General features: G+C 56.6%; 22 protein-coding genes. 14 read left to right on the top strand and 8 right to left on the bottom strand.

What is annotated here, in order from left to right; genetic code table 11:
* The first annotated feature begins 9 nt into the window (after positions 1 to 9).
* Positions 10 to 1,653 carry a phosphoglucomutase (alpha-D-glucose-1,6-bisphosphate-dependent) gene (gene pgm / locus DCH402_RS14550; RefSeq protein ID WP_040001933.1) on the top strand — a complete coding sequence of 548 codons (1,644 nt, stop codon included), beginning with the start codon at positions 10 to 12 and terminating at the stop codon, positions 1,651 to 1,653.
* 59 nt (positions 1,654 to 1,712) lie between these two features.
* Here pgm and DCH402_RS14545 read toward each other — a convergent pair whose 3' ends face one another.
* From DCH402_RS14545 to kdpF, 7 genes are all read right to left on the bottom strand, one after another.
* Positions 1,713 to 2,141 carry an EamA family transporter gene (locus tag DCH402_RS14545; protein ID WP_040001932.1) on the bottom strand — a complete coding sequence of 143 codons (429 nt, stop codon included), beginning with the start codon at positions 2,139 to 2,141 and terminating at the stop codon, positions 1,713 to 1,715.
* An 85-nt stretch (positions 2,142 to 2,226) separates the two neighbouring features.
* The gene (gene kdpE / locus DCH402_RS14540; RefSeq protein ID WP_040001931.1) at positions 2,227 to 2,916 is read right to left on the bottom strand and encodes a two-component system response regulator KdpE; all 690 of its coding nucleotides are present in this window, start codon (positions 2,914 to 2,916) and stop codon (positions 2,227 to 2,229) included.
* Positions 2,913 to 5,642: a two-component system sensor histidine kinase KdpD gene (kdpD, locus tag DCH402_RS14535; protein ID WP_040001930.1), complete on the bottom strand. Its 2,730-nt coding sequence runs from the start codon at positions 5,640 to 5,642 to the stop codon at positions 2,913 to 2,915. The genes kdpE and kdpD overlap by 4 nt, the downstream gene beginning before the upstream one ends.
* A 28-nt stretch (positions 5,643 to 5,670) precedes the next feature.
* Positions 5,671 to 6,246, bottom strand: coding sequence for a potassium-transporting ATPase subunit KdpC (gene kdpC, locus DCH402_RS14530; protein ID WP_040001929.1), 576 nt, complete (start codon positions 6,244 to 6,246; stop codon positions 5,671 to 5,673).
* Between the two features lie 15 nt (positions 6,247 to 6,261).
* On the bottom strand, positions 6,262 to 8,328 hold the full coding sequence (gene kdpB, locus DCH402_RS14525; RefSeq protein ID WP_040001928.1) for a potassium-transporting ATPase subunit KdpB: 2,067 nt from the start codon (positions 8,326 to 8,328) through the stop codon (positions 6,262 to 6,264).
* Positions 8,329 to 8,342: 14 nt separating this feature from the next.
* Positions 8,343 to 10,028, bottom strand: a complete 1,686-nt coding sequence (gene kdpA / locus DCH402_RS14520) for a potassium-transporting ATPase subunit KdpA (protein ID WP_040001927.1) — start codon at positions 10,026 to 10,028, stop codon at positions 8,343 to 8,345.
* The gene (gene kdpF, locus DCH402_RS14515; protein WP_267879516.1) at positions 10,028 to 10,102 is read right to left on the bottom strand and encodes a K(+)-transporting ATPase subunit F; all 75 of its coding nucleotides are present in this window, start codon (positions 10,100 to 10,102) and stop codon (positions 10,028 to 10,030) included. Before kdpF ends, kdpA begins: the two co-directional genes overlap by 1 nt.
* 411 nt (positions 10,103 to 10,513) lie before the next feature.
* Here kdpF and DCH402_RS14510 point away from each other — a divergent pair, with 411 nt between their 5' ends.
* The 7 genes from DCH402_RS14510 (at position 10,514) to pxpA (ending at position 16,512) form a co-directional block, all read left to right on the top strand.
* Positions 10,514 to 10,720: a YbfA family protein gene (locus DCH402_RS14510; RefSeq protein ID WP_040001926.1), complete on the top strand. Its 207-nt coding sequence runs from the start codon at positions 10,514 to 10,516 to the stop codon at positions 10,718 to 10,720.
* Between the two features lie 173 nt (positions 10,721 to 10,893).
* Positions 10,894 to 11,853 (top strand): YbgA family protein, encoded by a 960-nt coding sequence (locus DCH402_RS14505; protein WP_040001925.1) that lies wholly within the window; start codon positions 10,894 to 10,896, stop codon positions 11,851 to 11,853.
* A gap of 55 nt (positions 11,854 to 11,908) precedes the next feature.
* Positions 11,909 to 13,339, top strand: a complete 1,431-nt coding sequence (gene phrB, locus DCH402_RS14500) for a deoxyribodipyrimidine photo-lyase (RefSeq protein ID WP_040001924.1) — start codon at positions 11,909 to 11,911, stop codon at positions 13,337 to 13,339.
* A gap of 30 nt (positions 13,340 to 13,369) precedes the next feature.
* Entirely contained in the window at positions 13,370 to 14,113 is a 744-nt protein-coding gene (locus DCH402_RS14495; protein ID WP_040001923.1) for a type 2 GTP cyclohydrolase I, read from the top strand.
* 89 nt (positions 14,114 to 14,202) lie between these two features.
* Positions 14,203 to 14,862, top strand: a complete 660-nt coding sequence (gene pxpB / locus DCH402_RS14490) for a 5-oxoprolinase subunit PxpB (protein ID WP_040001922.1) — start codon at positions 14,203 to 14,205, stop codon at positions 14,860 to 14,862.
* A complete protein-coding gene (pxpC, locus tag DCH402_RS14485) occupies positions 14,856 to 15,785 on the top strand; it encodes a 5-oxoprolinase subunit PxpC (protein ID WP_040001921.1) in 930 nt (309 codons plus the stop codon). The genes pxpB and pxpC overlap by 7 nt, the downstream gene beginning before the upstream one ends.
* Positions 15,775 to 16,512: a 5-oxoprolinase subunit PxpA gene (pxpA, locus tag DCH402_RS14480; RefSeq protein ID WP_040001920.1), complete on the top strand. Its 738-nt coding sequence runs from the start codon at positions 15,775 to 15,777 to the stop codon at positions 16,510 to 16,512. Before pxpC ends, pxpA begins: the two co-directional genes overlap by 11 nt.
* A gap of 95 nt (positions 16,513 to 16,607) precedes the next feature.
* Here the strand turns inward: pxpA and DCH402_RS14475 are convergent, their stop codons facing one another.
* Positions 16,608 to 17,894: a citrate synthase gene (locus DCH402_RS14475; RefSeq protein ID WP_027712719.1), complete on the bottom strand. Its 1,287-nt coding sequence runs from the start codon at positions 17,892 to 17,894 to the stop codon at positions 16,608 to 16,610.
* Between the two features lie 655 nt (positions 17,895 to 18,549).
* Between DCH402_RS14475 and sdhC the strand changes: the two genes are divergently transcribed.
* From sdhC to odhB, 6 genes are all read left to right on the top strand, one after another.
* A complete protein-coding gene (gene sdhC, locus DCH402_RS14470; protein WP_012770593.1) occupies positions 18,550 to 18,939 on the top strand; it encodes a succinate dehydrogenase cytochrome b556 subunit in 390 nt (129 codons plus the stop codon).
* Positions 18,933 to 19,280, top strand: a complete 348-nt coding sequence (gene sdhD, locus DCH402_RS14465; RefSeq protein WP_040001919.1) for a succinate dehydrogenase membrane anchor subunit — start codon at positions 18,933 to 18,935, stop codon at positions 19,278 to 19,280. Before sdhC ends, sdhD begins: the two co-directional genes overlap by 7 nt.
* Complete coding sequence (gene sdhA / locus DCH402_RS14460) at positions 19,280 to 21,046, top strand: succinate dehydrogenase flavoprotein subunit (RefSeq protein WP_040001918.1); 1,767 nt, start codon at positions 19,280 to 19,282, stop codon at positions 21,044 to 21,046. Before sdhD ends, sdhA begins: the two co-directional genes overlap by 1 nt.
* An 18-nt stretch (positions 21,047 to 21,064) precedes the next feature.
* Positions 21,065 to 21,781 carry a succinate dehydrogenase iron-sulfur subunit gene (locus tag DCH402_RS14455; protein ID WP_040001917.1) on the top strand — a complete coding sequence of 239 codons (717 nt, stop codon included), beginning with the start codon at positions 21,065 to 21,067 and terminating at the stop codon, positions 21,779 to 21,781.
* Positions 21,782 to 22,149: 368 nt separating this feature from the next.
* Positions 22,150 to 24,957, top strand: coding sequence for a 2-oxoglutarate dehydrogenase E1 component (sucA, locus tag DCH402_RS14450; RefSeq protein WP_027712716.1), 2,808 nt, complete (start codon positions 22,150 to 22,152; stop codon positions 24,955 to 24,957).
* Positions 24,958 to 24,974: 17 nt separating this feature from the next.
* Positions 24,975 to 26,201: a 2-oxoglutarate dehydrogenase complex dihydrolipoyllysine-residue succinyltransferase gene (gene odhB / locus DCH402_RS14445; protein ID WP_040001916.1), complete on the top strand. Its 1,227-nt coding sequence runs from the start codon at positions 24,975 to 24,977 to the stop codon at positions 26,199 to 26,201.
* The last annotated feature ends 73 nt before the right edge of the window (positions 26,202 to 26,274 follow it).

Below are 26,274 nucleotides of genomic sequence, written 5' to 3'. Positions count from 1 at the left end.
GAAACGCCAATGGCTAATCACCCGAGAGCCGGACAACCTACCCGGCAAAGCGACCTGATTAATGTCGCACAGTTGACGTCCCAGTATTATGTGTTGAGCCCGGATGTCGCTAATCCGGCCCAGTCGGTTAAATTCGGTACTTCCGGCCATCGCGGCAGCGCCGCCCGCCACAGCTTCAACGAAGCCCATATTTTGGCGATTGCCCAGGCCATTGCCGAAGAGCGTAGCCGCCAGGGCATCACTGGTCCATGCTACGTAGGGAAAGATACGCACGCGTTGTCCGAGCCGGCGTTTATTTCCGTGCTGGAAGTGCTGACGGCAAACGGCGTTGATGTGATTATCCAGCAGGATAACGGTTTTACCCCCACGCCGGCGGTATCGAACGCGATTCTGGTTCACAACCGTCAGGGCGGAGCGCTGGCGGACGGTATCGTGATTACGCCGTCCCATAACCCACCGGAAGACGGCGGTATTAAATACAATCCGCCCAACGGCGGCCCGGCAGACACTAACCTCACCAGCGTGATCGAGAAACGCGCCAACGCGCTGCTGGCGGATAACCTGCGTGAGGTGAAGCGTCAGTCGCTGGATAAAGCGCGTCAGAGTGGTCACCTGCACGAGCGTGATCTGGTTGAGCCGTATGTCGAGGCGCTGGGCGATGTGGTGGACATGGTGGCGATCCAGCGTGCCGGTCTGAAGCTTGGCGTGGATCCGCTCGGTGGTTCCGGCATTGCTTACTGGCAGCGTATTGCCGAGCGCTATCAACTGGACCTGACGCTGGTCAACGACGCGGTCGATCAGACATTCCGTTTCATGACGCTGGACCACGATGGTGTGATCCGTATGGACTGTTCGTCGGTATCGGCGATGGCGGGCCTGCTGGCGCTGCGTGACAAGTTCGATCTGGCCTTCGCCAATGACCCGGATTATGACCGCCACGGCATCGTGACGCCGGCTGGGTTGATGAATCCGAACCACTATCTGGCGGTCGCCATCAACTACCTGTTCCGCCACCGCCCGCAATGGAGCGAATCGGTCGCGGTGGGTAAAACGCTGGTCTCCAGCGCGATGATCGATCGCGTAGTGGCGGATCTTGGCCGCAAGCTGGTAGAAGTGCCGGTGGGGTTCAAATGGTTTGTCGACGGCCTGTTCGACGGGACGTTGGGCTTCGGCGGCGAAGAGAGCGCCGGCGCGTCGTTCCTGCGTTTTGACGGCAAACCCTGGTCGACGGATAAAGACGGCATCATTCTGTGCCTGTTGGCCGCGGAAATCACCGCCGTAACCGGCAAAAACCCGCAGCAGCACTATGATGCGCTGGCCACCCGTTTTGGCGCGCCGAGTTACAACCGTTTGCAAGCATCGGCGACCCATGCGCAGAAAGCCGCATTGTCCAAGCTGTCGCCGGAAATGGTGTCGGCCAACACGCTGGCGGGTGATCCGATCACCGCTCGTCTGACGGCGGCGCCCGGTAACGGGGCGTCGATTGGCGGCCTGAAAGTGATGACCGACAACGGCTGGTTTGCCGCGCGTCCGTCTGGTACCGAAGAAGCCTACAAGATTTACTGCGAGAGCTTCCTGGGCGCTGAGCATCGCGAAAAAATCGAGAAAGAAGCGGTTGAGATCGTCAGCGCAGTGCTGAGCAACGCGAAGTAATGATTCATCAGCTTTAATCAGGGCGCTGTGCAAACAGCGCCTTTTTTACTGCCCATCGCCTACCCCAGCGCCACCAGCAACGCGCCGGCGGAAATCAGCGCGACGCCAACCCCTGCCAGCAGCGACACCTTTTCACCCAGTAGCAGCGCCGCCAGAATAACGGCAAACACCACGCTAAGTTTGTCGATGGGCGCCACCTGCGCGACGCTGCCGTTTTTCAGCGCCATAAAATAAAACAGCCAGGACAGTGCCCCCGCCACACCGCTCAGTACGATAAACACCATCGCTTTATGGTTGGCAAGCACGGCACCGAACAGCGATGATTTGCCTTGTACTACCACGACGCTGACCAGAAACAGCGCCATAATCACGGCACGAACGGCAGTGGCGGTGTTGGCGTCCAGCTGTTGCAGACCGATTTTACCAAACAGCGCCACCAGCGCGGCGCATAACGCCGACAGCAAGGCGTAAAGTAACCAGCTACTCATTGATATTTTTCTCGTGGGTAAAAATCAGGATGCTACGCCTGACACGGGCAGGGCGCCAGCGTCAGGCGTGAAGGCGAGTGCGCGCCTAGGGCATAAAGCGGTAGCCGATGGCCGTTTCAGTCAAAAAGTGGCGCGGGCGGGCGGGATCGTCTTCCAGTTTCTGGCGCAAATGCCCCATATAAATACGCAGATAATGGCTGTGTTCCACTGCGTTGGGGCCCCAGACCTGATTGAGCAATTGACGCTGCGTCAGAACCTTGCCGGGGCTAGCGAGCAGGGTGGACAGGAGCCGGAATTCGATCGGCGTCAGATGCAACTCCTGCTGGTTGCGTATCACCTGGCGATTAATCAAATCCACGGTGACGTTTGAAAAGGTAATCAGCGGGGTTTCCTGCTGCGATGCGCTCACGCGGCGTAGCGCCACCCGTGCCCGCGCCAGCAATTCGCCAATGCCGAACGGCTTGGTAAGATAATCCTCGGCACCGGCATCCAGCGCGTCGATCTTATCCTGTTCGTCGGTACGGGCGGACAACACGATAACCGGAATAGCGCTCCACTGCCGCAGATCGCGGATGTAATCAATGCCGTCACCATCGGGCAGACCCAAATCAAGAATAATGAGATCCGGTTTGCGGGTCGCCGCTTCTATCAATCCTCGTTGCAGCGTTTCAGCTTCAAATACGCGGCAGCCTTCGCCCTCCAGCGCGTTACGGACAAAACGCCGGATCTCTTTTTCATCTTCTACGATCAGAATGTTGGTCTGTAGCAGGGTCAGGACTCCATCTCTTCAGGTTCGAGCGCCGGTGGCGCAACCAGCGGCAAAGTAAAGTGGAACACCGCACCGCCTTCATCCGCGTGGGTAGCCCAGATTCGTCCGCCGTGAATCTCTACAATCGCCCGGCAGATGGCCAATCCCAGCCCAACGCCGGGAATGGAAGACTCTTTGTGCCCGCGGGCAAACTTGTCAAAAATCATTTTTTCCTGACCTGCGGGGATGCCGGGGCCGTTATCCTGAACCTGCACTTCCAGCAGGTCACCGGCAACCGATGAGGATACCCGGCTGGCGGAAACAATAATAGTCGCCTGCTCGCCAGCGTATTTGATGGCGTTTTCCAGCAGGTTGATCAACACCCGTTCGATCAGGCTGGCGTCGCAGTACACCAGCAGCATGTCCTGCGGCAGCCGTAATTGAATAGTATTGCTTGCCAGTGAGTTTTCCAACTGTCGTAATGCGCTGCCGATTAACTCTTCCAGCGTTTGCCACTCTTTGCGCAGACTAAAGCCGTCGGACTGGATACGCGCCATATCCAGTAAGTTATTGACCAGTCGCGTCGTACTGAGAATGTGCTGGCGAATCTGGCTGGCCTGCGGCGCATAAGGCGAGCCTTCGGAGGCCAGGTTGAGCGTCAGAATTTCCGCCTGACCGAACAACACGGTCAGTGGAGTACGTAAATCATGGGACAACGCCGCCAGCAGCGAGTTGCGCAGTTGCTCGCGTTCGGCGTCCAGACGCGCATTTTCGGCGCTATGGACCAGGTGCAGGCGTTCCAGCGCGTTGGTGATCAGGACGGTGAAGGTTTCCAACATGCGTTGCTGCTCCGGAATCATCAACTGGCGCACGTTACTCGGCTCGACGGCGATAATGCCGAACGTCGTTTGTGGTGTCGCCAGCGGCAACAATTGATAAGGAACGCCCGGCAGCGTGGACGTACCGGCCCCGGCGGGGGCGGCGTGATCGTAACTCCAGCGGGCGATAGCCCGGTCGACGATCAGTTGCTCTGGCTCATCGAGCGCGACCTGTTGTAGCTCCGCCATAGGGGAGGAGACCGGTTCGGCCAGCAAAATGGCGATCTTGGCCTGAAAGGTTGAACGCAGAAAATGATGGCTGGCTTTGGCAATATCCTCTACCGACAGGCTGCGGTTGAGCGCCTTGGACATTTCGTACAGATGCCTTACCCGCTGCTCGCGGTAGCGGGCGACGCGCGCCTGATAACGTACCCCCGCAGTCAGATTTCCCACCAGAATCCCGATGGTCAGCATCACCGCAAACGTGACCAGATACTGTGCATCGGCAACGGCGAAGGTGCCTTTCGGCACCACAAAAAACAGATCAAAGCTGGCGACGTTGATGACGGCGGCGAATACCGACGGCCAGCGACCATAAAACAGCGCGATGATCACTACGGCCAGCAGATAAAGCATCACCAGGTTGACCGGTTCCAGCATGGAAAACGGCGACCACAGCGCCAGTAGCGTAATCAACATGCAGAGTAGTACGGCAACGCCGCCGCCGTAGAACTGTAGTCGCCATTTGTCGGTTATTGCGCGGGCGTCCGGTGTTTTAGGCGGTGGCGGCGTGGCGTCGTCTTGTACTGAAACGACGACCAGATCGAGGTCTGGCCCTAATTTTCCGAGTTTCTCCGCAAAGCGGGTGCGGCGCCACCAGCCGAGTTTTTGCTCGGTGTGACGGCCAATAACAATCTTGCCGAGATTATGATCGCGGGCGTAGCGCAGTACCGCACGTTCTACCGATGGATCGGAAAGGGTGGCGGTCTCCGCCCCCAGATCCTGCGCCAGTTTCAGCGCGCGCAGAATCGCCCGCCGTTCGCCTTCCGGCAGGCGATGCAGGCGCGGCGTCTCGACGTAAATCGCGTGCCAGATACTGCCCAGTCGTGCGGCCAGACGAGCGGCGGTGCGCACCAGCTTTTCGTTGCCTGCGCCGCGGCCGATGCACAACAGGATGGCATCACGGGTATGCCAGACTCGCTCACGCCCTTGACTGGCGCGCATCGCCCGCATTTGATCATCCACCCGATCGGCCATACGCCGGAGCGCCAGTTCGCGCAGGGCCAGCAGGTTGCCTTTGCGAAAGAAGTTTTCGATGGCGCGTTCCGCCTGCATCGGCAGGTAGACTTTGCCTTCGTTGAGACGCTGGCGCAGGTCGTCAGGCGGCAGGTCTACCAGCACCACTTCATTGGCATCGTCAAAAATCGGATCGGGGACGGTTTCCCGCACCCGAATGCCGGTGACGCCGCCAACGATGTCGTTCAGGCTTTCCAGATGCTGCACGTTAACGGTGGTAAACACATCGATACCGGCGTCCAGCAACTCTTGTACGTCCTGCCAGCGTTTAGGATGGCGGGAACCGCGAATATTGCTGTGCGCCAGTTCGTCGATCAGGATCAGCGCCGGGCAGCGCGCCAGCGCCGCGTCCAGATCGAATTCATGATGATGACGGTCATAATGGCTGATTTTTTTCATCGACAAATGCGGCAGCCCCTCTACCAGCGCAGCGGTTTCGCTGCGCCCGTGAGTTTCCACCACCCCGACCAGCACATCCAGCCCCTGAGCCTTCAGACGCTGCGCTTCCTGCAGCATGGCGTAGGTCTTGCCGACGCCGGCGCAGGCGCCGAAGAAGATTTTCAGTTTGCCGCGCGGCTGTTCCTCAATCTGACTCAGCAGGCTGTCCGGGTCGGGTCGACGCTGTTCCTCGTCAGTCATTTCTGTTCCTCGCAGAGTGGTTCCTTAATCAGGGAAGCGGTTTAAGCTTATCCAGCGCCATATTCAATTCTACGACATTCACTATCGGCGCACCGATAAATGCGGGCATTGGCGTATCAGTATGGCTATTGATTAATTGATCCACCTGATCCTGCGACAAACCGCGGGCTTTGGCGACCAGTCCGGCCTGATAGCGTGCCGCTTGTACCGAGATATGCGGATCAAGGCCGCTGGCCGATGCGGTGACCAGTTCCACCGGCACCGGCGCGCTGTCGCCGCGGCGTTGGTGCCAGGCGGTCACGTTTTGGCTGACGGCCTTGTCCAGCGCCGGGTTGCTGACCGCCAGGTTGCTGCCGCCGGACGCCATCGTGTTATAGGCGCTGTCCGACGTGGCGGACGGGCGACCCTGGAAGTATCCGTCACGGCTGAAGGCTTGCCCAATCAGCGACGAACCGACCGGTTTGCCTTGCCGGTAGAGCAGGGAACCGTTGGCCTGCGCCGGGAACAGCGACTGCCCCAGCACGGTGACCAGTAACGGATAACCCACACCGGTGATCAGTGTCATCAGCAGCAATAACACCAGGGAAGAACGGATATAATTCATAATGATTACCTTCGGTTACGCCAGTCCGGTGATGGTGAGGAACACATCGATCAGCTTGATGCCGACGAACGGCACCAGCAGACCGCCCAGCCCGTAAATCCACAAATTGCGACTCAGGAGCGCGGCGGCACTCATGGGTTTGTAGCTGATGCCCTTCAGCGCCAGTGGGATCAGGAACACGATAATCAGCGCGTTGAAGATCACCGCCGACAGCATCGCCGAGGCAGGGGAGTGCAGGTGCATCACGTTCAGCGCGTTTAACTGCGGGTAAGTTGCAGCGAACGCGGCCGGAATGATGGCGAAATACTTGGCCACATCGTTGGCGATACTAAAGGTGGTGAGCGAACCGCGGGTCATCAGCATCTGTTTGCCGATATGCACCACTTCGATAAGTTTGGTGGGGTTGGAATCCAGATCCACCATGTTGCCTGCTTCTTTAGCCGCCTGAGTACCAGAGTTCATCGCCACCGCCACGTCGGCCTGCGCCAGCGCCGGGGCGTCGTTGGTGCCGTCGCCGGTCATCGCCACCATGCGGCCTTCCGCCTGATACTGGCGAATCAGCGCCAGCTTGGCTTCCGGCGTGGCTTCCGACAGAAAATCATCTACACCCGCTTCGGCGGCGATGGCGGCGGCGGTCAGCGGGTTATCGCCGGTGATCATGACGGTCTTGATACCCATGTTGCGCAGTTCGGCAAAACGTTCCTTGATGCCGCCTTTGACGATATCCTTCAATGCCACCACGCCCAGTACGCGCTTGCCCTCCGCCACCACCAGCGGAGTGCCGCCCTGACGCGCGACGCTGGCGACGGCGTCTTCCACCTCGGCCGGAAACTGGCCCTGATTGGCTTCAATGTAGCGGCGCAGCGCGTCCACCGCGCCTTTGCGGATAGTGCGGCCCTGAATATTGACGCCGCTCATGCGAGTCTGCGCCGAGAACGGCACGAAGGTGGCGTCCAGATCCCGCAATGCGCGTTCACGCAAACCAAAACGCTGCTTGGCCAGCACCACGATGCTGCGGCCTTCCGGGGTTTCGTCAGCCAGCGAAGCCAGTTGCGCGGCGTCGGCCAGCGACTGTTCGCTAATCCCCGGTGCTGGTAGAAACGCGGAGGCCTGACGGTTACCGAGCGTGATAGTGCCGGTTTTGTCCAGCAGCAGCACGTCAATGTCGCCAGCGGCTTCAACGGCACGGCCACTGGTGGCGATAACGTTGGCACCGAGCATACGGCTCATACCGGCGATACCGATGGCGGATAGCAATCCACCGATGGTGGTGGGGATCAGACACACCAGCAGCGCCACCAAAACGGTGATGCTAATGACCGAACCACTGTTGTTGGTCATTACACTGAAGCTGGAAAACGGCGCCAGTGTGGCAACCACCAGCAGGAAAATGATGGTCAGTTCCACCAGTAGGATAGTCAGCGCCACCTCGTTCGGCGTTTTGCGGCGTTTGGCGCTCTCCACCATGGCAATCATGCGGTCGATAAAGGTTTCGCCGGGGTTGACGGAGCACTGGATGACCAGCCAGTCGGACAGCACGCGGGTGCCGCCGGTTACCGAGGCGAAATCGCCGCCGGATTCACGGATCACCGGCGCGGATTCACCGGTGATGGCGCTTTCATCCACCGAAGCGCCGCCTTCCAGCACCTCGCCGTCGCAGGGGATCATCTCGCCGGCGGATACCCGCACCACGTCGCCCTTGCGCAGGCTGTCGGCCGGTACTTTCTGGCTGGCGGCGTCATGATGCGGGGCGGCAAGCTTGTTGGCCCAACTGGTTTTTTTCACGCCTTTCAGGGCTTCTGCCTGTGCTTTGCTGCGCCCTTCCGCCAGGGCTTCGGCGACATTGGCGAATAGAACCGTTACCCACAGCCATAGCGCGACGGCACCGGTGAACCCGGCGCTGCCGTCGGTTTGCCCACTGACGATAGCCAGCCAGATACCCGTTGTCAGCAGGCTGCCGATGTACACTACGAACATCACCGGGTTGCGCCACTGGATGCGCGGGTCGAGTTTTTTTACCGAATCCACCAGTGCATTACGCAACAGAGCGGAATCAAAAAGCGTTTGCTGTTTACGAATCATCTTCTTTCTCCGGCTCAGTGAACCAGACTGGACTGTAAATGCTCGGCAACGGGACCGAGTGCCAGGGCAGGGATAAAGTTCAACGCGCTAATCAGCGCAATGATGGCGATCAGCAGGCCGATGAACAGCGGGCCGCGGGTAGACAACGAGCCTTTGGTTTCCGGCTGGCGTTTTTTCGCCGCCAGCGAACCGGCGATCGCCAGCACCGGGATCAGCGACGAGAAACGCCCCAACAGCATGGCGATACCCAGCGTCAGGTTGTAGAACGGGGTGTTGACGGTTAGACCACCGAACGCGCTGCCGTTGTTATTGGCGGCGGACGAGTAGGCGTACAGCACTTCGCTAAAGCCGTGCGCACCCGGATTCAGGATGCCGGCGCGACCGGCTTCGGTACTGAGCGCCAGCGCAGTGCCCAGCAGCACCAGCGCCGGGGTAATCAGAATGACCAGCGCCGCCATCTTCATTTCCCAGGCTTCGATTTTCTTGCCGAGATATTCCGGGGTGCGGCCAATCATCAGCCCGGCGATAAATACCGTCAGCAAGACGAACACCAGCATGCCGTAGAAACCGGAACCTACGCCGCCGAAGATCACTTCGCCAATCTGTATCAGCCACATCGGGATCAGGCCACCCAGCGCAGTAAACGAATCGTGCATGGCGTTGACCGCGCCGCAAGACGTGGCGGTGGTGATGGCGGCGAAAAAGGCCGACGTCAGGACACCGAAGCGAGATTCCTTACCTTCCATGTTTTGCGCACTGTCTGCGCCCAGCGACAACAGATGCGGGTTACCGCTCACTTCGGCGTACATCACGATTGTTGTGGCGGCGATCAGCATCAGCGACATCGCCCACAGCAGGGTATGGCCCTGACGACGGTCATTCACCACCCGGCCAAAGGCAAAACACAGCGCTGCCGGGATCACCAGGATGGACAGCATCTGCACGAAGTTGGTCAGGGCATTCGGGTTTTCGAACGGGTGCGCCGAGTTGGCGCCGAAAAAGCCGCCGCCGTTAGTACCGAGCATCTTAATTGCTTCCTGCGAGGCCAATGGTCCCATCGGCAGCACCTGCGACGCACCTTCCAGCGTAGTGATATGCTGGTAGGGCAGGAAGTTCTGAATGCTGCCCTGACTGATAAAGAACAGGCTGAGCAACAGCGAGAACGGCAGCAGTAAATACAGATTGATGCGCAGCAGATCCAGCCAGACGTTGCCCAGTTCATGGGTGGTGCGGCGGGCAAAGGCGCGCATCAGCACGAACGCGATGGCAATACCGGTGGCGGCGGACAGGAAGTTCTGTACCGTTAGCCCTACCATCTGGCTGAAATAACTGAGCGTATTCTCCCCGCTGTAAGCCTGCCAGTTGGTGTTGGTCACAAAACTGATCGCCGTGTTGAGCGCCAGATGCCAGGACAGCCCCGGCATCTGCTGAGGATTTAACGGTAAACGATCCTGATACATCAGCATCAGGAACAGCAGCACGATACCCATCAGGTTGAACAGCAGAATCGCGATGGTGTAGTGCTGCCATCCCATTTCACGGGTTGAAAAGCCACACAGCCGGGCTACGCCCAGTTCGTAACGACGCAAGACACCGGTTTCGCCCTCCACCAGTCGCGCTATAAACTGACCGAGTGGTTGCGCCAGCATCAGCAAGCAGGCGAACAGGCTGACGATGAGTAAAAAAGCATCGCTGGGCATCAGAATTCCTCCGCGTTAAGCAATGCATAAAAAAGATAAACCAGCAGTAGTACTACCAGCATACCGCTTACCACCAGGCCAATATTCACAGTCACCTCCAACGGTGTTGAGACACTATCATCCGGTCATCGCCTTGCTCTGCGGCGCTACCGCGTAACCCTTTGCCGCAGGAAGGACGACTTTCCGCGATAGTCAGCCTACGCAGAGTGAGAAAAAGAAGGTGCAAATTTCCACGGAGCGGGCGTAAAAAAAGTATAAAAATGGTGAAAGATAGCTCAGTTAAAGTACGAGAAGCGGTCGGCCGGTACGCCAGAGCTGCGAAGAGGTCGGCGTGACGCTGCGGCAAGCAACTTGCGTAACTCAAAAATTTAACTTTTGATTAACCTATTGAGGGCCATGAAAAAACAGCCGTTTTTTGTGTTGCCATCTGGTCCGATGAGTGTAAGATTTAACCAGAGAGAATCATTTCATCAGGAGGCGTTATTATGATGTCCTATGCTGTCTATCCTTGGTATCGCATCGTACTGCGCCGTACTGCCGTGGTGGTGGTGGGCACGCTGGCGTTGCCGATTATGCTGTTCTGGCGAGGCCGTTCCCGCTTTTATAGCTACCTGCATCGCATCTGGCTTAAGACCAGCGATAAACCGGTGTGGCTGGAACAATCGGAACATGCCGCCGGGTATTTTTACTGATTTCCCCCCCGTCCCGGTAAGTCGCTTGCCGGGTGTTATTCCTTTCTGCGCCGTTGCCGTCGTGTCCTCTGTTCCCCGTTTTTTGCTGATCATCTGACTGCGGTATTCTGCGGCGTCATCGTGCGCTCTGCTATGCTATGGCAATAGCACTCTCTTTTAATCAAGGGGATATCATGACAGTCGAGCTGATTTCCGTTGGTATTAGTGCCTGTCTGCTGGGCAATCCGGTACGTTTTGATGGCGGACATAAACGGCTGGTTTTCGCTGTTGAGCAGTTGGCGCCTTATTTCCATTTTGAACCGGTCTGCCCGGAGATGGCGATTGGTTTACCGGTGCCGCGTCCGGCGTTGCGGTTAGTGAAGTCGGATTCGGGGGAGATCCGTTTGCTTGCCAGCAATGGTTCCGGGCTGGATGTAACGGAAAACATGGCGGCGTTCTCTGCGGCCAGAACGGCGCAACTGGCACATCTGTGCGGTTACATCGTCTGTGCCAAATCACCCAGTTGCGGTATGGAACGCGTCAAAGTGTATGAGGCCGGGCAGAATAACGCGCGTAAAAGCGGGGTAGGGTTGTTTACCCGGCAACTACAGCAAACCTTACCGTGGCTACCGGTGGAAGAGGATGGTCGCTTGCAGGATCCGCTATTGCGCGAGAACTTTATTACGCGTGTTTATGCACTTCATGAATTCAATCAGTTATGGGAAAAAGGATTGAGCCGTAGCGCACTGATGCGTTTCCATAGCCGCTACAAGTTGTTATTGCTGGCGCACTCACAGCCGGCGTACCGCGAACTGGGGCCGTTTGTTGCAGCGATGGACCAGTGGGCGTCGCTGGAGGCATTTGCGGCGGAATACCGCTTGCGTTTGATGCGGTTACTGTCGCGTCCTGCTTCTCGTCGCAATCACACCAATGTGCTGATGCATGTGCAAGGGTACTTCCGCCGTCAATTGACGGCCGGGCAACGACAAGAGCTGGCGCAATTGATCGAGCGCTACCGTCAGGGGGTGCAGCCACTGCTGGCGCCGCTGACGTTGCTGCGCCACTACATGACGGAATACCCGGATGACTGGTTATCGCAGCAGCGCTATTTCGATCCTTATCCAGAGGCGTTGCGGTTACGTTATGGCCACTAAGTTATTGCTTGTTTTCAGTTGGTTCTTGTTTTCAGTAGTACGTTAAGGATGGTTCATGACCACACATTTGGTTTGGTTTCGTCACGATTTACGCCTTACCGATAATCTGGCGTTGCACGCCGCTTGCCAGGATCCTGAAGCACGGGTTGAAGCGGTGTTTATCGCGATGCCGCAACAGTGGGCCAGCCATGAGATGGCGCCGTGTCAGGCGGCTTTCCTGCTGAGTAATTTGCGCTGTTTGCAACAGGCGCTACAGGAGAAAGGCATTCCACTGCACTACCACCAGTGCGATGATTTTGCCGCCAGCGTGCGCTGGCTGACTGCTTTCTGCCGCGAGCATCAGGTGACGCGGCTGTTTTACAACCGCCAGTACGAGTGGAATGAGCGCCGGCGTGATGAGCAACTGGAACAGGCGCTGGCAGGCGTGACCGATTGCTATGCTTTTGACGACAGTCTGCTGTTGCCGCCCGGCAGCGTGGTGACCGGCTCCGGCGACATGTACAAAGTGTTTACCCCATTTCGCGCCGCCTTTATCAAACGTCTGCAACAACAGGATGTCGGCTCGGTGCCGGCGCCGGTTGCCCGCCATCAGGGGGAGTTCACACTCGTGCCGCTGGCGCCGTTCAACTATCCGCAAGCCGATGTTCATGCTGATTTTCCCGTTGGCGAATCGGCCGCGTTACAACGCCTGCGGCAGTTTTGCCGTGAACAGGCGGCGTTCTACCATGAGCGACGTGATCTGCCCGCGCAGGCCGCTACCAGCAAGTTGTCGCCGTATTTAGCGTTGGGTATCTTGTCGCCACGTCAGTGTTTCAATCGGTTACGAATGGAGCACCCGGATTGGCTGGCCCGGCCGGAAAGCGGTGCGTTCACCTGGTTCAACGAGCTGGTGTGGCGCGAGTTTTACCGCCACCTGCTGGTATTCAGCCCGTCGCTGTGTAAGCACCAGCCGTTTATTGGCTGGACGCGTAAGGTCGTCTGGCGCCATGCGCCGGACGAACTGGCGGCGTGGCAGCGAGGGGAAACCGGGTATCCCATCGTTGACGCGGCGATGCGCCAGTTAAACCAGACCGGCTGGATGCACAACCGGCTACGTATGATTTGCGCCAGTTTTCTGGTGAAAGATCTGTTGATCGACTGGCGTGCAGGCGAACGTTATTTTATGAGCCGTTTACTGGATGGCGATCTGGCGGCCAATAACGGCGGCTGGCAGTGGGCTGCTTCCACCGGCACCGACGCCGCGCCTTATTTCCGTATTTTTAATCCGACCACACAGGGCGAACGTTTCGACCCGGAAGGTGAGTTTATCCGACGGTGGGTGCCGGAGCTGGCGCAGATTCCGGGGAAAGCCGTGCATCAACCTCACGATTGGGCGATACGCCAGCACCGACGCATTGATTATCCGGCGCCGATTGTTGACCATAAACAAGCGCGCACCCGCACCCTGGCGGCATTCGAGGCCGCCAAAAAGAGTGAAACGGCATGATCGCCACTACAGATACAAGGAGCACAAGCTATGCGTAATACCGAACTGGAAAGCCTGATTAACGGTTTTCTTAATGTAGCGGCGTTTCAGGATTACGGCCCGAATGGGTTACAGGTGGAAGGGCGCAGCGAGGTTCGGCGCATCGTTACCGGCGTGACGGCTTGTCAGGCATTGCTGGATGCCGCCGTGGCGCAGCAGGCCGATGCCGTGCTGGTTCATCATGGCTATTTCTGGCGCAACGAGCCTGCGGTAGTACGCGGCATGAAACGCCGGCGTCTGAAAACCCTGCTGGTTAATGATCTCAATTTGTATGGCTATCACCTGCCGCTGGATGCTCATCCCGACGTGGGGAACAACGCCCGGCTGGCCGCGATGCTGGACATTCGGACACTGGGTGAAATTGAATCGCTGTTGCCATACGGCGAGCTGGCTCAGCCTTGCAGCGGTGACGATTTGCGCCGCAAGCTGGAGGCGGTGCTGGAACGACCGGTGCTGCATTGCGGCGATAACGCACCTGCGCAGATCCGGCGCGTTGCCTGGTGTACCGGCGGCGGACAAGGTTTTATCGACCAGGCGGCGGACTTCGGCGTCGACGCCTTCATCACCGGCGAAGTGTCGGAGAAAACCATTCATACCGCCCGTGAGATGGGGTTGCATTTCTATGCCGCCGGGCATCACGCGACCGAGCGAGCCGGTATCCGCGCCTTAGGCGAGTGGCTGGCGTCGCAACACGGTTTTGAGGTGACATTCATCGATATTGCTAATCCGGCGTAATCGGGCTCGATGCTACGCATGATGCGATAGCGGGAGAGTACGTGATTTGAGTGCGTGATTAAGGCAGACAACAACTGGCGGGAGGACGAATGCAACGCGCACGCTGTTATTTATTGGGCGAGAGGGCGGTAGTGCTGGAGCTGGAACCACCGCTACGGCTGGAAAGCCAGCAACGGATCTGGGGGCTGGCGGAACGGTTGGCTGAACATGACGAGGTCAGTGAAGTCATTCCCGGCATGAATAACCTGACGGTGGTGCTGAGCAACCCGCACCAGCAGGCGCTGGATGCCATTGAACGGTTGCAGCGTTGGTGGGAAGAGAGTGAATCTTTCCTCGAGGTGCAGCCACGTGAAGTCAACATTCCGGTGATGTATGGCGGCGAACAGGGGCCGGATTTGAAGGTCGTGGCGGAACATTGCGGCATGACGCCGCAGCAGGTGGTGGAACGTCATGCCGCCGGGCGCTATACCGTCTATTTCCTTGGTTTCCAGCCCGGGTTTCCCTATCTCGGCGGGCTGGATGAGGCGTTGTCCACACCGCGCCGCGCCGAGCCGCGCGTACGAGTGCCTGCCGGGTCGGTAGCGATTGGCGGCAATCAGACCGGGATTTATCCACTCAGTACGCCGGGCGGCTGGCAACTGATTGGCCGGACATCGCTGGCACTGTTTCAGCCGACGCAAATGCCGCCTGTGTTGCTAAGGCCAGGGGACCAGGTACGCTTCGTACCGCAGCGGGAGGGAATATGCTGAAGATTATCCGGGCAGGATTACAGACCACCGTGCAGGATCTCGGGCGTCCGGGGTGGCGTCGGTTGGGGATCAGTCAGTGCGGCGCGCTGGATAGTCCGGCATTAAAACTCGCTAACTTGCTAGTAGGCAATGATGAGAACGCGGCGGCGCTGGAAATCACATTAGGGCAACTGGTGGTCACGTTTACCACGCCATGCTGGATTGCGTTGAGCGGAGCGGACTGCCATGCCGCGCTGGATGGCAAGACGTTGTGGACCGGCTGGTGTTTCGCCGTACAACGGGGGCAGACGCTACGCCTGCGCTCACCGCGCAACGGTATGCGCAGCTATCTGGCGGTATCCGGGGGCATTGCGGTGCCGGAAGTGCTGGGATCCCGCAGTACCGATTTAACTGCCGGGATCGGCGGGCTGGCAGGACGCCCGCTGGCGGAGGGGGATGAGCTGCCGCTGGGCGTGCCGCGGCGCTTACCCAGCCGTTCGGTCGGCGTTAAGCAACTGCTGTTCAGCAACCGGGTGCGAGTATTGCCGGGGCCGGAATATCAGGAATTTAGTGAAGAGGCGCGCGATGATTTCTGGCGTACCGGCTGGCATCTGAGCCCACAGAGTAACCGCATGGGCTACCGCCTGCTGGGGCCGACGTTGAAGCGTGAAAAACAGCGGGAAATGTTGTCGCACGGCTTGCTGCCGGGGGTTATTCAGGTACCGCATAACGGTAAACCGATCGTATTGATGGCCGATGCACAGACTACTGGCGGTTATCCGCGTATTGGCTGTGTCATTGATGCCGATTTATACAATATGGCGCAGTTACGTTTAGGGGAGCCGGTTCACTTTATCCGCTGTTCGCTGGATGAGGCTCAGCGAGCATGGCAGGAGCAGCAACGTTATCTGGATCAATTGGCCTGGAGGTTACATGGTAATTGACCTGAACGCCGACCTGGGTGAAGGCGGGCAACATGACGAGGCGCTGTTACAGCTGGTGTCTTCCGCTAACATCGCCTGTGGTTTCCATGCCGGAGACGCCAGTCTGATGCGCCAGTCGGTGCGTTGGGCTATCCAGTATGGCGTGGCGATCGGTGCTCACCCGAGTTTTTTCGATCGTGAAAACTTCGGCCGGACGGCCATGAATGTACCGCCGGAAACGGTGTATGCACAGGTGCTGTACCAGATTGGCGCACTGGCGGCGATCGTCAAGGCGGAAGGTGCGCGTCTGTTTCATGTTAAACCACATGGCATGCTTTACAATCAGGCGGCGCGTGACCCCGCGCTGGCGGATGCGATTGCCCGTGCCGTCGCGGCAGTTGACTCGTCATTGTGTCTGGTCGGGTTGGCGGGCAGTGAGTTGACTCGTGCCGGCAAACGAGCCGGGTTGAAAACCCGCCAGGAGGTGTTCGCTGACCGCAGCTATCAGGCGGATGGTTCGCTGGTGCCGCGTGATCAGCCTTCTGCCGTGATCAGCAGCGATGAGCTGGCGCTGGCTCAGACGCTGGAAATGGTGTTGCGTCAGCGGGTTCGTGCCGGCAATGGCAGTTGGGTTGCGGTGCAGGCGGAAACGGTCTGCCTGCATGGCGATAACGCGCATGCACTGCTTTTTGCCCGTCGACTCAGGGAGAGTTTCGTCCAATACGGTATACAGGTTACGGCACGCTAACGAAGATGACGTGCCTGAACATCAAGGAAATAGCGGTGCCATTAGTAAAAAGGTCGGGTAAAAACCCGACCTTTTCCGATTAACGGCAATAGTATTTAGCGCTTGGTGATAACCGGTTCGAAATTGCGTTCGGTATGACCGGTGTACAACTGGCGCGGACGGGCGATTTTCAGCCCTTCGCCGTGCATTTCGCTCCAGTGGGCAATCCAGCCAACAGTACGCGCCATCGCGAAAATCACCGTGAACATGGTGGACGGAATGCCCATGGCTTTCAGGATGATGCCGGAGTAGAAGTCTACGTTGGGGTAGAGTTTACGCTCGATGAAGTACGGGTCGTTCAGCGCGATGTTTTCCAGCTCCATCGCCACTTCCAGCAGGTCATCTTTGGTGCCCAGTTCTTTCAGCACTTCGTGACAGGTTTGACGCATAACCGTCGCACGCGGATCGTAGTTCTTATATACACGGTGGCCGAAGCCCATTAGACGGAACGAGTCGTTCTTGTCTTTAGCGCGTTTAATGAACGCCGGAATGTGCTCCACTGAGCTGATTTCTTCCAGCATACGCAGACAAGCCTCGTTGGCGCCGCCGTGTGCCGGCCCCCATAGCGACGCGATACCGGCGGCGATACAGGCGAACGGGTTGGCACCGGAAGAGCCTGCGGTACGTACGGTGGAGGTGGAGGCGTTTTGCTCATGGTCGGCATGCAGGATCAGGATGCGGTCCATCGCGCGTTCCAATACCGGATTCACCACATATTCCTCACACGGGGTGGAGAACATCATGTGCAGGAAGTTACCGGCATAGGACAGGTCATTGCGCGGATAAACAAACGGCTGGCCGATAGAGTATTTGTAGCACATCGCAGCGACGGTCGGCATTTTCGACAGCAGACGATAAGCGGCAATCTCACGGTGACGCTCGTTGCCGATGTCCAGCGAATCATGGTAGAAGGCCGCCAGCGCACCCGTTACGCCGCACAATACCGCCATGGGATGAGAGTCACGACGGAAGCCGTGGAACAAGCGGGTGATCTGCTCGTGAATCATCGTGTGACGGGTAACGGTGGTCTTGAAGGTGTCATACTGTTCTTGCGTCGGCGCTTCGCCGAACAACAGGATATAACAGACTTCCAGATAATTGGATTTTTCCGCCAGTTGCGCAATCGGATAGCCGCGGTGCAGCAGTACGCCCACGTCGCCGTCAATGTAAGTGATTTTGGATTCGCAGGATGCGGTGGAGGTGAAACCGGGGTCAAACGTGAAATAACCTTTAGAACCAAGGCTACGAATATCAATTTCATCGTTGCCGAGCGTACCAGACAAGACATTCAGCTCAATCGCTTCTTTGCCGTCTATCGTAAGCGTTGCTTTTTTATCAGCCATTTACAGTCTCCTTAGCGCTTTAATTTTAAAAATTCGTCACTGCAGAAATACCGTCATGCCCGCACGCTGGACAAAGTAAACAGACCAGACATCACTCTGTGATCGGAAATGGAATCGGGTACAGAGTTGACCATTATATCGTCTATCGTCAGGCAGCCACTGTCAGGATGAACGCGTTGCTCTCCCAGCTCGGGTATTTAGCCCTGTCCTACTCTAACAAGTGTAGCCAGTACTTATCACTTTTCCGGGGACTTTGTTTCCCACTGTTACATAACTTTGGTGAATGGGAAAGAGCTACCGATGAGCTTTAACAGGGCAATAGGGTTTCTTGGGCCCTAGTTGTAATTTAAATGTTGAAGATTTGTCAAATCAGATAATTAATTTTATATAAATTGTGAAAATCGTGATCTCAATCACTGTTCAGGGCAAATGTGCCCAAACAGTTTGTAGGGTAATTGTAATGGGAATGTGAAGTGCCTATACTGCCGCCAGGTCTCCGGAATACCCTGCAGTAGGAGCACCCAGTGTGATCGATTTGTGTGAGTGAAATAAAGGATTCATATTCAGTCGCGCATTGACAGAGACAAGCATCGTCTCATCGTCCACACTGTCTGACCCCACAACAGGTCCGGAGGAAGAAAATAATAAAAGCTGTGTGGGCAAACCCGTGAAAAAACAAAGACCTGTCAATCTGGATCTGCAGACGATCCGGTTCCCCGTTACCGCGATAGCATCTATTCTTCACCGTGTCTCCGGCGTTATTACGTTTGTCGCTGTGGGTATTCTGTTGTGGCTGTTGGGCCTTTCACTCTCTTCGCAGGAAGGGTTTGCTCAGGCAGCGGCCATCATGAGCGGCTTCATCGTAAAATTCATTGTCTGGGGCATTCTGACCGCACTGGCCTATCATATTGTCGGTGGTCTGCGTCATCTGTTGATGGATTTCGGCTACATCGAAGAGAACTTCGAGGCGGGATCACGTTCTGCAAAAATCTCTTTCATCATTACTGTCGTGCTTTCACTTTTGGCTGGAGTCCTCGTATGGTAAGCAATGCCTCCGCATTGGGGCGTAATGGCGTACACGATTGGTTGTTAATTCGCGCTTCTGCCATCGTCATCGTGCTGTATATCCTTTATATCGTTGGTTTTGTGGCCAGCGCCGGCCACATCACATATGAAGTCTGGCGTGGTTTCTTCGCTATGCATCTCACCAAGGTGTTCACCCTGCTGACTTTGTTCGCCATTCTGGTCCATGCCTGGATCGGGATGTGGCAGGTGTTGACTGACTACATCAAACCGCTGGCTATTCGGCTGACCTTACAGCTGGCTATTGTGGTCGCGTTGTTGGTGTATGTCATTTATGGAACTGTTGTGGTGTGGGGTGCGTAATGAATTTGCCAGTCAGAGAGTTTGATGCCGTTGTTGTCGGTGCAGGCGGTGCAGGTATGCGCGCTGCGCTGCAGATTTCCCAAATGGGGTTGTCTTGCGCCTTATTATCAAAAGTGTTCCCGACTCGTTCTCATACTGTATCCGCTCAGGGCGGCATTACGGTAGCGCTAGGCAATAGCCACGAGGATAACTGGGAATGGCACATGTATGACACCGTAAAAGGCTCCGACTATATCGGTGACCAGGACGCGATTGAATATATGTGTAAAACAGGCCCGGAAGCGATTCTGGAACTGGAACATATGGGATTGCCGTTCTCCCGTCTGGATGATGGCCGCATTTATCAGCGTCCGTTCGGCGGTCAGTCCAAGAATTTCGGCGGCGAGCAGGCTGCCCGTACCGCGGCGGCGGCGGACCGTACCGGCCATGCGCTGTTGCATACGCTGTATCAGCAGAACCTGAAAAACCACACCACCATTTTTTCCGAATGGTATGCGTTGGATCTGGTGAAAAACCAGGATGGCGCGGTGGTCGGTTGTACGGCTATCTGTATTGAAACCGGCGAAGTGGTTTATTTCAAAGCCCGTGCCACGGTGCTGGCAACCGGCGGCGCCGGCCGTATTTATCAATCCACTACCAATGCTCACATCAACACCGGCGACGGCGTCGGTATGGCGCTGCGTGCCGGTGTACCGGTGCAGGACATGGAAATGTGGCAGTTCCACCCGACCGGCATCGCCGGCGCCGGTGTGCTGGTGACCGAAGGTTGCCGCGGTGAGGGCGGTTACCTGTTGAACAAACACGGTGAGCGTTTTATGGAACGCTATGCGCCTAACGCTAAAGATCTGGCAGGGCGTGACGTGGTGGCTCGCTCCATCATGATTGAAATCCGTGAGGGGCGTGGCTGTGATGGTCCTTGGGGGCCGCATGCCAAGCTGAAACTCGATCACCTGGGCAAAGAGGTGCTTGAGTCTCGTCTGCCGGGAATTCTGGAGCTGTCTCGTACATTTGCCCACGTCGACCCGGTGAAAGAGCCGATTCCGGTTATCCCGACTTGCCACTATATGATGGGCGGTATCCCAACCAAAGTAACGGGACAAGCGCTGACGGTGAACGAGAAGGGCGAGGACGAGGTGATCCCAGGTCTGTTCGCTGTGGGTGAAATCGCCTGTGTATCGGTGCACGGTGCTAACCGTTTAGGCGGCAACTCGTTACTGGACTTGGTGGTATTCGGTCGTTCCGCCGGTATGCACCTGCAGGAGTCTCTGGCTGAACAAGGCGTTACCCGTGATGCCGGCGATTCCGATATCGAAGCCTCGCTGGACAGACTTAACCGTTGGAACAACACGCGTTCCGGTGAAGATCCGGTAGAAATCCGTAAAGCGTTGCAGTCTTGTATGCAGAACAACTTCTCGGTGTTCCGCGAAGGCGATGCGATGGCGAAGGGGCTGGACGAGTTGAAAGTGATTCGCGAACGTCTCAAAAACGCCCGTCTGGACGACACATCAAGCGAGTTCAACACCCAGCGTATCGAATGCCTGGAGCTGGATAACCTGATGGAAACGGCTTATGCCACCGCGGTGTCTGCAAACTTCCGTACTGAAAGCCGTGGTGCCCACAGTCGATTCGACTATCCTGATCGTGATGACGAAAATTGGTTGTGCCATTCGCTGTATCAACCGCAAACCGAAAGCATGACGCGCCGTGAGGTCAACATGCAGCCTAAACTGCGTCCGGCGTTCCCGCCGAAAGTGCGTACCTATTAATTGTGCGGAGATAAAGCGATGAAAGTTGAATTTTCCATTTATCGTTACAACCCGGATGTCGATAGCGCCCCGCGCATGCAGGACTATACGCTGGAGGCGGAAGAAGGCCGCGACATGATGCTGTTGGATGCGTTGATTCTCCTGAAAGAGCAGGACCCGACGCTGGCATTTCGTCGTTCCTGCCGTGAAGGCGTGTGCGGTTCCGACGGCCTGAACATGAATGGCAAGAATGGCTTGGCGTGTATCACCCCAGTATCCACCCTACGCAATGGTAATAACAAAATTGTGATCCGTCCCTTGCCGGGGTTGCCGGTGGTGCGCGATTTGGTGGTAGACATGGGGCAGTTCTACGCCCAATATGAGAAAATTAAGCCTTACCTGTTGAATAATGGGCAAAATCCGCCTGCTCGCGAGCATTTGCAATCGCCGCAGCAGCGGGAAAAACTGGACGGGTTGTATGAGTGCATTATGTGCGCTTGCTGTTCTACATCCTGTCCGTCGTTCTGGTGGAACCCGGATAAGTTTATCGGGCCTGCCGGTCTGCTGGCTGCCTACCGTTTCCTGATCGATAGCCGTGATACGGAAACGAAATCGCGTCTGGATGACCTGAACGATGCTTTCAGTGTATTCCGTTGTCACAGCATCATGAACTGCGTCAGCGTTTGCCCGAAAGGGCTGAACCCGACGCGTGCCATTGGGCATATCAAGTCGATGTTGTTGCAGCGTAGCGCCTGATTTTCAGACGCATGTATAGCCGAAATAGTTCGAGTTGCAGGAAGGCGACGATACAGCGAATCCCTGGGAGCTTACACAAGTAAGTGACCGGGGTGAGCGAGGAAAGCCAACGCATCTGCAGCTTGAAGTATGACGGGTATAGTCAATATGTTCCCCCGCAGCAACGCGGGGGAACGGCAGGAAACCTTTAAAAACCGGCTCGCGCGCCTGAACCGTTTTTTAAAGGTTCCTTCGGGATAGGAATATCCAAATGGTGCGAAATCAGGCACAGCAAGTGAACCGTTTTTACGGCAACCCGTTTTATAACGGCAAGATTAAGACATGTTAACTACGGCGAAAACTGAAGCTTATTAGCTTAAGGGATCATAATGCAGAACGGCGCAATGAAGGCCTGGCTGGATTCCTCCTATCTGGCGGGCGCGAACCAGTCCTACATAGAGCAGCTCTATGAAGATTTTTTAACCGACCCTGACTCTGTCGATCACAGCTGGCGTTCGATTTTTCAACAACTTCCTACCACTGGGGTTAAACCGGATCAACTTCACTCCAAAACCCGCGATTATTTTCGCCGTCTGGCGAAAGATGCATCGCGTTACACTTCTTCCATTACTGATCCTGACAGTGATGCCAAGCAAGTCAAAGTATTGCAGCTGATTAACGCATTCCGTTTCCGTGGGCATCAGCACGCCAATCTTGATCCGTTGGGGTTGTGGAAGCAGGATCGTGTAGCGGATCTTGACCTGGCTTACCACAATCTGACGGACGATGATCTGAAAGAGACCTTTAACGTTGGCTCGTTTGCCATCGGTAAAGAAACGATGCCGCTCGGCGAGCTGTATGCTGCGCTTAAGCAGACTTACTGTGGTTCGATCGGCGCGGAATACATGCACATCACCAATACTGAGGAAAAACGCTGGATTCAGCAGCGTATTGAATCAGTGGTGGGGCAGCCGAGTTTTACCGTTGAAGAAAGAAAACGTTTCCTGAAAGAACTGACCGCTGCCGAAGGGCTGGAGCGCTATCTGGGCGCCAAGTTCCCCGGCGCCAAGCGTTTCTCGCTGGAAGGCGGCGATGCGCTGATCCCAATGCTGAAGGAAATTATCCGTCACGCGGGTAAGAATGGTACGCGTGAAGTGGTCGTAGGGATGGCCCACCGTGGGCGTCTCAACGTGCTGGTGAACGTGATGGGGAAAAAATCCCAGGACTTGTTCGACGAGTTTTCCGGTAAGCACAAAGATCACCTTGGCACTGGCGATGTGAAGTACCATCAGGGCTTCTCATCGGATATGGAAACTGAAGGCGGCAAAGTCCATCTGGCGTTGGCGTTCAACCCCTCGCATCTGGAAATTGTCAGCCCGGTCGTGATCGGGTCGGTGCGGGCTCGTATCGATCGTCTGGATAATCCCAGCAGTTCTCTGGTATTGCCGATTACGATTCATGGCGATGCGGCGATTACCGGTCAGGGTGTGGTGCAGGAAACCCTGAACATGTCCAAGGCGCGTGGATATGAAGTCGGCGGCACTATTCGTATCGTCATCAATAACCAGGTTGGTTTTACCACTTCCAACCCTCGCGATGCACGTTCCACCGAATATTGTACTGACATCGGTAAGATGGTGCAGGCACCGATCTTCCACGTCAATGCTGACGACCCGGAAGCGGTAGCGTTTGTTACCCGTCTGGCGTTGGATTTCCGCAACACCTTCCAGCGTGATGTTTTCATCGATCTGGTGTGCTACCGCCGTCATGGCCATAACGAAGCCGACGAACCGAGCGCTACCCAGCCGGTGATGTACCAGAAAATCAAAAAGCATCCGACCCCTCGCAAAATTTATGCCGATCGTCTGGAACAGCAAAAAGTGGCGACGCTGGAAGACGCTACCGAGATGGTTAATCTTTATCGCGATGCGCTGGATGCCGGCGAATGCGTGGTAGACGAGTGGCGTCCGATGGATATGCATTCTTTCACCTGGATGTCTTATCTCAACCATGAGTGGGACGAGCCTTATCCGCATAAAGTTGAAACCAAGCGTTTACAGGAACTGGCGCGACGTATCAGCGAAGTGCCGGAAGCGCTGGAAATGCAACCACGCGTCGCCAAGATTTATAACGACCGTGCTGAAATGGCGGCGGGAGAAAAGGCGTTTGACTGGGGCGGAGCGGAAACCCTGGCATACGCTACGCTGGTGGATGAAGGCATCCCGGTGCGTTTATCCGGTGAAGATGCCGGGCGCGGCACCTTCTTCCATCGTCATGCTGTGGTGCATAACCAGAAGGGCGGTTCCACCTATACGCCGTTGATGCACGTTCATAATGCTCAGGGCGTCTTCAATGTCTGGGACTCGGTGCTGTCTGAAGAAGCCGTGCTGGCGTTTGAATACGGTTATGCGACTGCCGAGCCGCGTACGCTCACCATTTGGGAAGCGCAGTTTGGTGACTTCGCTAACGGCGCGCAGGTTGTGATTGACCAGTTCATTAGCTCCGGCGAGCAGAAGTGGGGCCGTATGTGCGGGCTGGTCATGTTGCTGCCGCACGGTTACGAAGGTCAGGGACCGGAGCACTCCTCCGCACGTCTGGAGCGCTATTTGCAATTGTGCGCGGAACAGAATATGCAGGTTTGCGTTCCGTCAACACCGGCACAGGTTTACCACATGTTGCGCCGTCAGGCGTTGCGCGGTATGCGTCGCCCGTTAGTGGTCATGTCGCCGAAATCGTTGCTGCGCCATCCGCTGGCGACGTCTACGCTGGATGAGCTGGCTAATGGGCAGTTCCAGCCAGCGATAGGGGAAATCGACCAACTGGATCCAAAAGCAGTGAAGCGCGTCGTGCTGTGCTCCGGCAAGGTCTACTATGATTTGCTGGAGCAGCGTCGTAAGAATGAACAGAACGATGTGGCGATAGTACGTATCGAACAGCTATATCCGTTCCCGCATCAGGCGGTACAGGCTGCGCTGGAGCCGTTCGCTCACGTACATGATTTTGTCTGGTGCCAGGAAGAGCCGCTGAACCAAGGCGCATGGTATTGCAGTCAGCACCACTTCCGTGAGGTGATTCCTTTTGGCGCATCGTTGCGGTATGCCGGTCGCCCGGCCTCTGCCTCACCCGCCGTTGGCTATATGTCCGTACACCAGAAACAACAACAAGCTCTGGTTGATGACGCGCTGAACGTTAATTAAATGAATAAGGATAGATAATGAGTAGCGTAGATATTCTTGTCCCTGACCTGCCGGAATCCGTAGCTGACGCGACAGTTGCTACCTGGCACAAGAAACCGGGCGATAGCGTCCAGCGTGATGAAGTGCTGGTTGAGATTGAAACCGACAAAGTGGTACTGGAAGTGCCTGCGCTTGAAGCGGGCGTATTGGAAGCGGTGCTGGAAGCTGAAGGCGCGACGGTGACATCACGCCAGGTGTTGGGGCGTCTGCGTCCTGGTGATAATTCCGGCAAAGAAACCAGCGAAAAAGCACAAAGCAAAGAGTCTACTCCGGCACAGCGCCACACCGCCGGGTTGGAAGATGAGAATAACGACGCCTTGAGCCCGGCTATTCGTCGCCTGATTGCTGAACATGATCTGGATGCCTCGGCGATTAAAGGCAGCGGCGTCGGCGGGCGTATTACTCGCGAAGATGTGGAAAAACACCTGGCAGGGCAGAAGTCGGCGGCTAAGCCGGCTGAGGCACCTGCCGCTGCGTCGGCGCAGCCTGCTCCGGCCTTGGCGAGCCGCAGCGAGAAACGCGTTCCGATGACCCGTTTGCGCAAACGCGTTGCTGAGCGTCTGCTGGAAGCGAAAAACAATACCGCGATGTTGACTACGTTTAATGAAGTCAACATGCAACCGATCATGGACCTGCGCAAGCAATACGGTGAGGCGTTTGAAAAACGTCATGGCGTTCGTCTGGGTTTCATGTCCTTCTATATCAAAGCGGTTGTAGAAGCACTGAAACGTTATCCGGAAGTGAATGCATCTATTGATGGCGAAGATGTGGTTTACCACAACTACTTCGACGTCAGTATCGCCGTGTCTACTCCGCGCGGCCTGGTTACACCGGTGCTGAAAGATGTCGACCTGCTGGGTATGGCTGAGATCGAGAAGAAAATCAAAGAACTGGCGGTGAAAGGTCGTGACGGCAAGCTGACCGTCGAAGAGCTGACCGGCGGCAACTTCACCATCACTAACGGCGGCGTGTTTGGCTCGCTGATGTCGACCCCGATTATCAATCCGCCGCAGAGCGCGATTCTGGGGATGCATGCCATCAAAGATCGTCCTATGGCCGTTGACGGTCAGGTTGTGATCCTGCCGATGATGTATCTGGCGCTGTCTTACGACCATCGTTTGATCGATGGACGGGAATCGGTCGGTTTCCTGGTTACCGTGAAAGAAATGCTGGAAGACCCGGCTCGTTTGCTGCTGGATGTCTAACCCGTTGTAGTAGAAGGCGGCCGGCCTGCGCCCTGCCGCCTTTATTTATGTGCTATGCAGGCCGTTGCACATG

The sequence above is a fragment of the Dickeya chrysanthemi NCPPB 402 genome (assembly GCF_000406105.1).
GTDB lineage: Bacteria > Pseudomonadota > Gammaproteobacteria > Enterobacterales > Enterobacteriaceae > Dickeya > Dickeya chrysanthemi.
This window is presented reverse-complemented; position numbering and strand designations above follow the sequence as displayed.

Bases quoted from the DNA above. Each gene is read 5' to 3' on its own strand.
- odhB (WP_040001916.1), top strand. From the start codon at position 24,975: ATGAGTAGCGTAGATATTCTTGTCCCTGACCTGCCGGAATCCGTAGCT.
- pxpB (WP_040001922.1), top strand. From the start codon at position 14,203: ATGCAACGCGCACGCTGTTATTTATTGGGCGAGAGGGCGGTAGTGCTG.
- kdpC (WP_040001929.1), bottom strand. From the start codon at position 6,246: ATGAATTATATCCGTTCTTCCCTGGTGTTATTGCTGCTGATGACACTG.
- kdpD (WP_040001930.1), bottom strand. From the start codon at position 5,642: ATGACTGACGAGGAACAGCGTCGACCCGACCCGGACAGCCTGCTGAGT.
- kdpB (WP_040001928.1), bottom strand. From the start codon at position 8,328: ATGATTCGTAAACAGCAAACGCTTTTTGATTCCGCTCTGTTGCGTAAT.
- DCH402_RS14545 (WP_040001932.1), bottom strand. From the start codon at position 2,141: ATGAGTAGCTGGTTACTTTACGCCTTGCTGTCGGCGTTATGCGCCGCG.
- kdpA (WP_040001927.1), bottom strand. From the start codon at position 10,028: ATGCCCAGCGATGCTTTTTTACTCATCGTCAGCCTGTTCGCCTGCTTG.
- DCH402_RS14475 (WP_027712719.1), bottom strand. From the start codon at position 17,894: ATGGCTGATAAAAAAGCAACGCTTACGATAGACGGCAAAGAAGCGATT.
- DCH402_RS14495 (WP_040001923.1), top strand. From the start codon at position 13,370: ATGCGTAATACCGAACTGGAAAGCCTGATTAACGGTTTTCTTAATGTA.
- DCH402_RS14510 (WP_040001926.1), top strand. From the start codon at position 10,514: ATGATGTCCTATGCTGTCTATCCTTGGTATCGCATCGTACTGCGCCGT.
- sdhA (WP_040001918.1), top strand. From the start codon at position 19,280: ATGAATTTGCCAGTCAGAGAGTTTGATGCCGTTGTTGTCGGTGCAGGC.
- phrB (WP_040001924.1), top strand. From the start codon at position 11,909: ATGACCACACATTTGGTTTGGTTTCGTCACGATTTACGCCTTACCGAT.
- DCH402_RS14505 (WP_040001925.1), top strand. From the start codon at position 10,894: ATGACAGTCGAGCTGATTTCCGTTGGTATTAGTGCCTGTCTGCTGGGC.
- pxpA (WP_040001920.1), top strand. From the start codon at position 15,775: ATGGTAATTGACCTGAACGCCGACCTGGGTGAAGGCGGGCAACATGAC.
- DCH402_RS14455 (WP_040001917.1), top strand. From the start codon at position 21,065: ATGAAAGTTGAATTTTCCATTTATCGTTACAACCCGGATGTCGATAGC.
- sdhD (WP_040001919.1), top strand. From the start codon at position 18,933: ATGGTAAGCAATGCCTCCGCATTGGGGCGTAATGGCGTACACGATTGG.
- sucA (WP_027712716.1), top strand. From the start codon at position 22,150: ATGCAGAACGGCGCAATGAAGGCCTGGCTGGATTCCTCCTATCTGGCG.
- pgm (WP_040001933.1), top strand. From the start codon at position 10: ATGGCTAATCACCCGAGAGCCGGACAACCTACCCGGCAAAGCGACCTG.
- pxpC (WP_040001921.1), top strand. From the start codon at position 14,856: ATGCTGAAGATTATCCGGGCAGGATTACAGACCACCGTGCAGGATCTC.